Source organism: Limosilactobacillus reuteri subsp. porcinus (genome assembly GCF_036621895.1).
GTDB lineage: Bacteria > Bacillota > Bacilli > Lactobacillales > Lactobacillaceae > Limosilactobacillus > Limosilactobacillus reuteri_J.
In genome coordinates this window covers 41,560-47,676 of the sequence record NZ_LN887493.1, presented here as the reverse complement: position 1 = coordinate 47,676, position 6,117 = coordinate 41,560, and the positions used below count along the sequence as shown (strand labels likewise).

Annotated in this window: 7 protein-coding genes; 5 read left to right on the top strand and 2 right to left on the bottom strand. The window is 38.3% G+C overall.

Annotated elements, in window-relative coordinates; all coding sequences use genetic code 11:
- Positions 1–130: 130 nt before the first annotated feature.
- From trpX to AACL61_RS09345, 5 genes are all read left to right on the top strand, one after another.
- Positions 131–1,117, top strand: coding sequence for a tryptophan ABC transporter substrate-binding protein (gene trpX / locus AACL61_RS09365; RefSeq protein ID WP_339111301.1), 987 nt, complete (start codon positions 131–133; stop codon positions 1,115–1,117).
- A gap of 467 nt (positions 1,118–1,584) precedes the next feature.
- Complete coding sequence (rlmH, locus tag AACL61_RS09360; protein ID WP_011953354.1) at positions 1,585–2,064, top strand: 23S rRNA (pseudouridine(1915)-N(3))-methyltransferase RlmH; 480 nt, start codon at positions 1,585–1,587, stop codon at positions 2,062–2,064.
- A 142-nt stretch (positions 2,065–2,206) separates the two neighbouring features.
- Positions 2,207–2,425, top strand: a complete 219-nt coding sequence (locus tag AACL61_RS09355; RefSeq protein ID WP_339111300.1) for a hypothetical protein — start codon at positions 2,207–2,209, stop codon at positions 2,423–2,425.
- A 66-nt stretch (positions 2,426–2,491) separates the two neighbouring features.
- The gene (locus AACL61_RS09350; RefSeq protein WP_339111299.1) at positions 2,492–3,034 is read left to right on the top strand and encodes an NADPH-dependent FMN reductase; all 543 of its coding nucleotides are present in this window, start codon (positions 2,492–2,494) and stop codon (positions 3,032–3,034) included.
- Positions 3,035–3,252: 218 nt separating this feature from the next.
- Positions 3,253–4,425 (top strand): iron-containing alcohol dehydrogenase, encoded by a 1,173-nt coding sequence (locus AACL61_RS09345; protein ID WP_339111298.1) that lies wholly within the window; start codon positions 3,253–3,255, stop codon positions 4,423–4,425.
- A gap of 67 nt (positions 4,426–4,492) precedes the next feature.
- On the opposite strand, the gene AACL61_RS09340 is transcribed toward AACL61_RS09345, so the two are convergent.
- Together AACL61_RS09340 and AACL61_RS09335 are read right to left on the bottom strand one after the other, a co-directional pair.
- On the bottom strand, positions 4,493–5,269 hold the full coding sequence (locus AACL61_RS09340) for a VOC family protein (RefSeq protein ID WP_339111297.1): 777 nt from the start codon (positions 5,267–5,269) through the stop codon (positions 4,493–4,495).
- A gap of 1 nt (position 5,270) precedes the next feature.
- Positions 5,271–6,083, bottom strand: coding sequence for a pyrroline-5-carboxylate reductase family protein (locus tag AACL61_RS09335; protein WP_339111296.1), 813 nt, complete (start codon positions 6,081–6,083; stop codon positions 5,271–5,273).
- Between the last annotated feature and the right edge of the window lie 34 nt (positions 6,084–6,117).

Below are 6,117 nucleotides of genomic sequence, written 5' to 3'. Positions count from 1 at the left end.
CAGCTCCATCAACCAATAATCAATTGGTCAGTATTATTTATTTGAGTCCAGTGGCTAACTTATTCTTGAAATTTAGGGTGGGAGTTCCGAAACGTGGAGCTCCTTTTTATTTTGAAAGGTGGAGATAGGGATGAAACGAATTATGGGCTATATTGTTATTGGAATTGTTGTGATTGGTGGTTATTTTGGACTTTTAAGGCTTCATCAACAGACAACAAAGCCAGTGGTAGGAATTTTAACGATGATGCATCATCCAGCATTAGATCAGATTCAAAAGGGGGTCGTTGCCGGATTAGCAGAAGAAGGATACCGAAACGGCAAGAATATCAAAATTGAATACCAGAATGCAAATGGTGATCAGGGAAACTTAAATACTATGGCGAATAAATTAGTGAATGATCATGCGAAAGTAATCGTTGGTATTACCACCCCAGCTTGCCAAGCACTTGCTAATGCGACAAAGGATATTCCAATTGTAATGGGGGGAATTGGTGATCCGGTTGGTGCCGGCTTAGTAAAGAATGAAAAACACCCAGAAGGAAAAGTTACAGGGGTTCATGATGTAAATCCAAGTGAACAGCAGATTGCCTTAGTAAAGAAATTTATACCAAACATAAAGACCCTGGGAGTAATCTACACATCGAGCGATACCTCGTCTGAAAGTCAGTACCGAACAATGGTAAAAGCAGCGCATAAATTACATGTAAACTTAAAAACTTATACAATTGCGAATGCTAATGAACTTAATCAGACTTCACAAACAATGTTGAGTAAAGTAGACGCGGTTATTGTTCCTAGTGACAATACAATTGCTGGATCAATGGGAGTATTGGTGAAAAATGCAGATGCGGTCAATAAACCTGTTTTCCCGAGTGCTGATACAATGGTAAAAGATGGTGGAGTAGCTTCGATTAGTCTTAGCCAATACGGGCAAGGAAAAGCAGCCGGAAAAATGGCAGCACGTATTTTGAAAGGTGAAAAGCCAGGACAGATGGCAGTTAATAATTACCATCATGGAGAACCGGTTCTTAATTTAAAGCAGGCACGTAAGTTAGGAATAAAAGTTCCAGCAGATTTTCAACGAGAAGCAGAACAACATGGAACAGTTTTTAAGTAAGATAGTGGGAAAATTCCGAATAATAAGAAAAATTGAAGAAGCTAATATTCGCTAGGTAACATTCCGTTGTATATTTGCCACAGATTGTGTTGTAAATCGTTAGAAATACGTTAAAATAATAATGTGAAATTGCTTGTGGATAAGTCGGTGGATAACTAACAGTAAATTTAAAGTAATTTTATAAATGTTGGTATATCAATAAAATTTATTGTTCAAAAATTATCCACAAGTTGAATGTGTGTTTGTGGATAAGTGGAATTCTTTGTGTGATCTCCGTAATATCTCTTACGGGCGCAAGGGATAGCCAAGTTGTTACTGAACGATTGTTCCTGTAGATAACTGTGGATAAGTAATTTTTAAGAAAACGCTTTTTCAACAAAAAATTAACCGAACATTCGGGAAAAGAAAAAAATCAACGCAGGCCTGTGGATAACTTTGTGGATAAACTGTGGAAGGTAGTGGATATCTTGAATATAAAAATTATTGGTGTGGGTAAGTTAAAAGAAAAGTATTTTAAAGCGGGAATTGCTGAATATGCTAAACGACTTGGACGTTATTGTAAATTTGAAATTGTTGAGGTTCCTGATGAAAAAGCACCTGAATCTTTAAGCCAAGCAGAAATGGATGAAGTAATGGCAAAGGAAGGGGAACGGATTCTTGATAAAATCAAAGATCGCGAATATGTATATGCTTTAGCGATTAAAGGTAAAGAACGTTCTTCTGAAGAGTTTGCAAAAGAAATCAATAAATTAACAACTTATGGTCACAGTGATATTACTTTTGTGATCGGGGGTTCGTTAGGCTTAAGTCCAGCAGTATTAAAACGGGCAGATGCCCAAATTTCGTTTGGACGTTTTACCTTGCCTCATCAATTAATGCGTTTAGTCTTAAGCGAACAAATTTATCGAGCTTTTACCATCATCAATGGCCTCCCATATCATAAATAAAGAATTTCTTGAGTTTTGGTTAGATTATTATTTATCGTCGTTAGCGATGTTATAGTGTAGATATGAAGTGTAATGGCATAAGAATTAAAGGATTTGATTTAAAATAGGCATACGAGGTTATCAAGTAATTCTTTTAGGGGTAATGGCAGGAATATGCATTTTAGTGATGCAAGGAAAAGCAAGTGCAATGATAGTGAATGAAGCACGGCTGACATTGCCTAATGAAAAAAGAATTGAGCATGATGAATTTGAACGGTACCAGTTTCGGGCAAAACAGTTACGAACTTGGTGGCAGTTCAAGCGACCGAAATATAAAATTGATTGGTCATTTTATCATAAGAAACGAGGATACTGGGATTAGCTCAGGTCCTCGTTTTTCTTTTAACTTTTCAAAAAAGCCTTAAAATGAAGATATTAAAAGGAGGCAATGATAATGAAAAAAGTTGGGATTATTGTCGGCAGCGTTCGTCCAAATCGGCGGAGTATGCAAGTAGCAAACTGGTTAAAATTTCAATTAAAGAAAAGTACAAAGGTTCAATTTGACATCATCGACCTAAAAGAAGTTAATTTACCGATGATGGATGAACCTAAAATTCCTTATTTGGGTTTATATGTTCACGAAAAAACGCGTAAATGGAGTGAGTTAGTACAAAGCTATGATGGTTTTGTGTTTGTTTTTCCGCAATACAATTGGGGCTATCCGGCAGTTTTGAAGAATGCCATTGACTACTTAGGGAAAGAGTGGCAAGGGAAGCCAGTTAGTTTAGTAACATTCGGTGGACATGGCGGCTCGCAAGCACAAATTGCAATGAAGTTAGTCGTAACGGGCTTAAAGATGGCGGCTCTTCCTGTTGATTTACAAATTAACTTGTTGCCAGATGATTCAACTGCGACCGCTGATCGGAAGTTGAATACTTATAATACGCAAGCAGCGTTATTAATGACTGCTTTTGAAAATGAGTTAAGCTAGTTTGTGATTAAAGTAGCAAATTATTGTAGGACATTAATATAAAATTGGTTCAATTTGTGAATATTATGACAAGCATCGTGATATTGTAGCAGATTAGGCAAGATTATTATTACAAATTGGGCGATAATGAACAAAAAATCAAAATGTTTCTATTGCAAAAATAAAACGCTTGCATGATAATGGAATCGTATTCAAATGCCATGAGGAGGGTATTTTTAATGAATAGACAATTTGATTTCTTAATGCCAAGTGTGAACTTCTTTGGTCCTGGTGTTATTGCCAAGATTGGGAATCGTGCAAAGATGCTCAATATGCACAAACCATTGATTGTTACTACTGAAGGTTTATCCAAGATTGACAATGGTCCTGTAAAGCAAACCATTGCTTCATTGGAAAAGGCTGGCGTTGACTATGCCGTATTTACTGGCGCTGAACCTAACCCTAAGATCCGGAACGTTCAAGCTGGTAAAAAGATGTACCAAGATGAAAACTGTGACTCAATTATCACTGTTGGTGGGGGTTCTGCTCACGACTGTGGTAAGGGTATCGGTATTGTTTTGACTAACGGTGATGACATTTCCAAGCTTGCTGGAATTGAAACATTGAAGAATCCACTTCCACCATTGATGGCTGTTAACACTACTGCCGGAACTGGTTCTGAATTGACTCGTCATGCTGTTATTACTAACGAAAAGACTCATTTGAAGTTTGTTGTTGTTTCATGGCGTAACATTCCATTGGTATCATTCAACGATCCAATGTTGATGCTTGATATTCCAAAAGACATTACTGCTGCTACTGGTTGTGATGCGTTTGTTCAAGCTATTGAACCATACGTTTCTGTTGACCATAACCCAATTACTGATAGTCAATGTAAAGAAGCTATTCAATTAATTCAAACTGCTTTACCAGAAGTAGTTGCTAATGGTCACAATATTGAAGCACGGACTAAGATGGTTGAAGCTGAAATGCTTGCCGGAATGGCCTTCAATAATGCCAACTTAGGTTATGTTCACGCAATGGCTCACCAACTCGGTGGTCAATATGATGCTCCTCATGGTGTTTGCTGTGCCTTGCTCTTGACCACTGTTGAAGAATATAACTTAATCGCATGTCCAGAACGGTTTGCTGAATTGGCTAAGGTAATGGGCTTTGACACTACTGGTCTTACCCTTTACGAAGCAGCACAAAAGTCAATTGACGGTATGCGTGAAATGTGCCGGCTTGTTGGTATTCCATCCTCAATCAAGGAAATCGGTGCTAAGCCAGAAGACTTTGAAATGATGGCTAAGAATGCCCTCAAGGATGGTAATGCCTTCTCTAACCCACGTAAGGGTACTGTTGAAGACATTGTAAAGCTTTACCAAAAGGCTTACGATGGTATTTACTAATAAGTAAATAATTTAAAACGAAAAATCCATGAAAGGATCCAAGTGAATCTTTCCATGGATTTTTAATTTACTCTTTATCGGTTAATTCAAAACGAATTTGTCCAAGTTGGAGTTTTTCAGGTTGCTTTGCGCCGTGAAAGATAAGTTTAAATAATCGATTTTCAACGCCAGCCGTGAAGACAAGTTGCTTATTTCCAATATTGATTGTATAGGTATCACCTTCACTCACTACTTCTGCTTGTAAGAGAGCTGACCATTGCTTAGCCGCTTCTTCTGGGTCACTAACGTTAAAGATAGCTTGTTTAACAAAGAGGTCGCCAGCTGGGTGGAATTTGATTAATCCCTGTTTCTTTAGGTCTTCGCGACGTTTATCATCATCTTCACTCCATTGAATAAAGAATGGGGCAGGCAAATGATTAACAAGTTCGTCATCAACATAGAAAATCTTCCATTGAATGAGTTTGCCAGCAGGATCAACCCGTTTTCCATCAGTAATATCACCGACATTAAGGCCCAGTCCCTTTAATCGCCGGTGGGTTTCTTCGATGTTATCAGTCCGAATGGCAATTGTTGTGATTCGCTGAATGCCAGCAAAATAATCCTCAACAGCATCATGAATTGCTGAGTTGTTTTCATATGGAAATGCCTTAGCTTTTTCCTTATTGGCAACTGTTAAGAGTTCAATATAGTTAAGTCCAAAATAATCTAGTGCGTTTTTGGTTCCCCAATATTCATGATGACCACCAGGGGTAAAGGCTAAACCTTTAGAGTTGAAATAATCAATTGTATCTTGCAGATTAGTTACATCGACCATTGTATGATCCCAATTTAATGTTTCTGTCATTTTAATCACCCTTATTCTGTTTGCCTAATTCCTTTGTTCGTTTAACAGCAGCAAGGACAGCATTTTCGATTCCGGCTGAAAAAGAGCTTTTGTCTAACTCGTGCTGAGCTGTGATACCCACTCCGCCAGCAGAATTATTAATATCAAGTAATTCGGCAGGGTGTTTACCACTTTGTTCTACAAATGCAGCGGCTGCACGTAAATTTTCAAGAGCAAGTTTGTTTGCTTGATGGCGAGGCATTCCGGCAAGCACGCCTGCGTTTGTAAAACTAATTAGAAAGTTATAGATATAGTTTGGCCCGGCCACGCCATATCCAGTAAATACATCTAGCAAGGATTCATCAATGTAATCGACTTTTCCAAAACTATTTAGAAAGTCTTCAATGACAGTTTGATTAGCTCGATCGTTTTTAACGACGCCGCTATAACCCATGGCAACATCAGTCAAGGTATTGGGGATGATCCGCGTAATTGCAAAAAGATCTTCCTGTGATGAAAGTTGCGCAACTGTTACGCCAGCAATAATTGAAAGCACGTCCTTTTGGTAGTGGTGAGCGACAAGTTCTCTCATGATTTCTTGCCAGTTATCTTGTGGACGCACTCCTAGAATAACAAGGTCAGCGTTCTCAACGGCAGTCCAATCGGGGCGTTGACTTGCTTGAATATGATAAGTATCAGTCAAATAATTAACTCGATCGCTCGAAATATCTGTTACGCCGGTTGTTTCAGGAGTGATTATTCCTTTCTTCAGTGCAGCCCGCAGCATTGCTTCCATCATTTGACCACCACCAAATGAGTAAATCTTAAGTGTCATTGAAACATCATCCTTTCTATATGTACCTAACCTA

Bases quoted from the DNA above. Each gene is read 5' to 3' on its own strand.
- AACL61_RS09345 (WP_339111298.1), top strand. From the start codon at position 3,253: ATGAATAGACAATTTGATTTCTTAATGCCAAGTGTGAACTTCTTTGGT.
- AACL61_RS09350 (WP_339111299.1), top strand. From the start codon at position 2,492: ATGATAATGAAAAAAGTTGGGATTATTGTCGGCAGCGTTCGTCCAAAT.
- trpX (WP_339111301.1), top strand. From the start codon at position 131: ATGAAACGAATTATGGGCTATATTGTTATTGGAATTGTTGTGATTGGT.
- AACL61_RS09355 (WP_339111300.1), top strand. From the start codon at position 2,207: ATGGCAGGAATATGCATTTTAGTGATGCAAGGAAAAGCAAGTGCAATG.
- AACL61_RS09335 (WP_339111296.1), bottom strand. From the start codon at position 6,083: ATGACACTTAAGATTTACTCATTTGGTGGTGGTCAAATGATGGAAGCA.
- AACL61_RS09340 (WP_339111297.1), bottom strand. From the start codon at position 5,269: ATGACAGAAACATTAAATTGGGATCATACAATGGTCGATGTAACTAAT.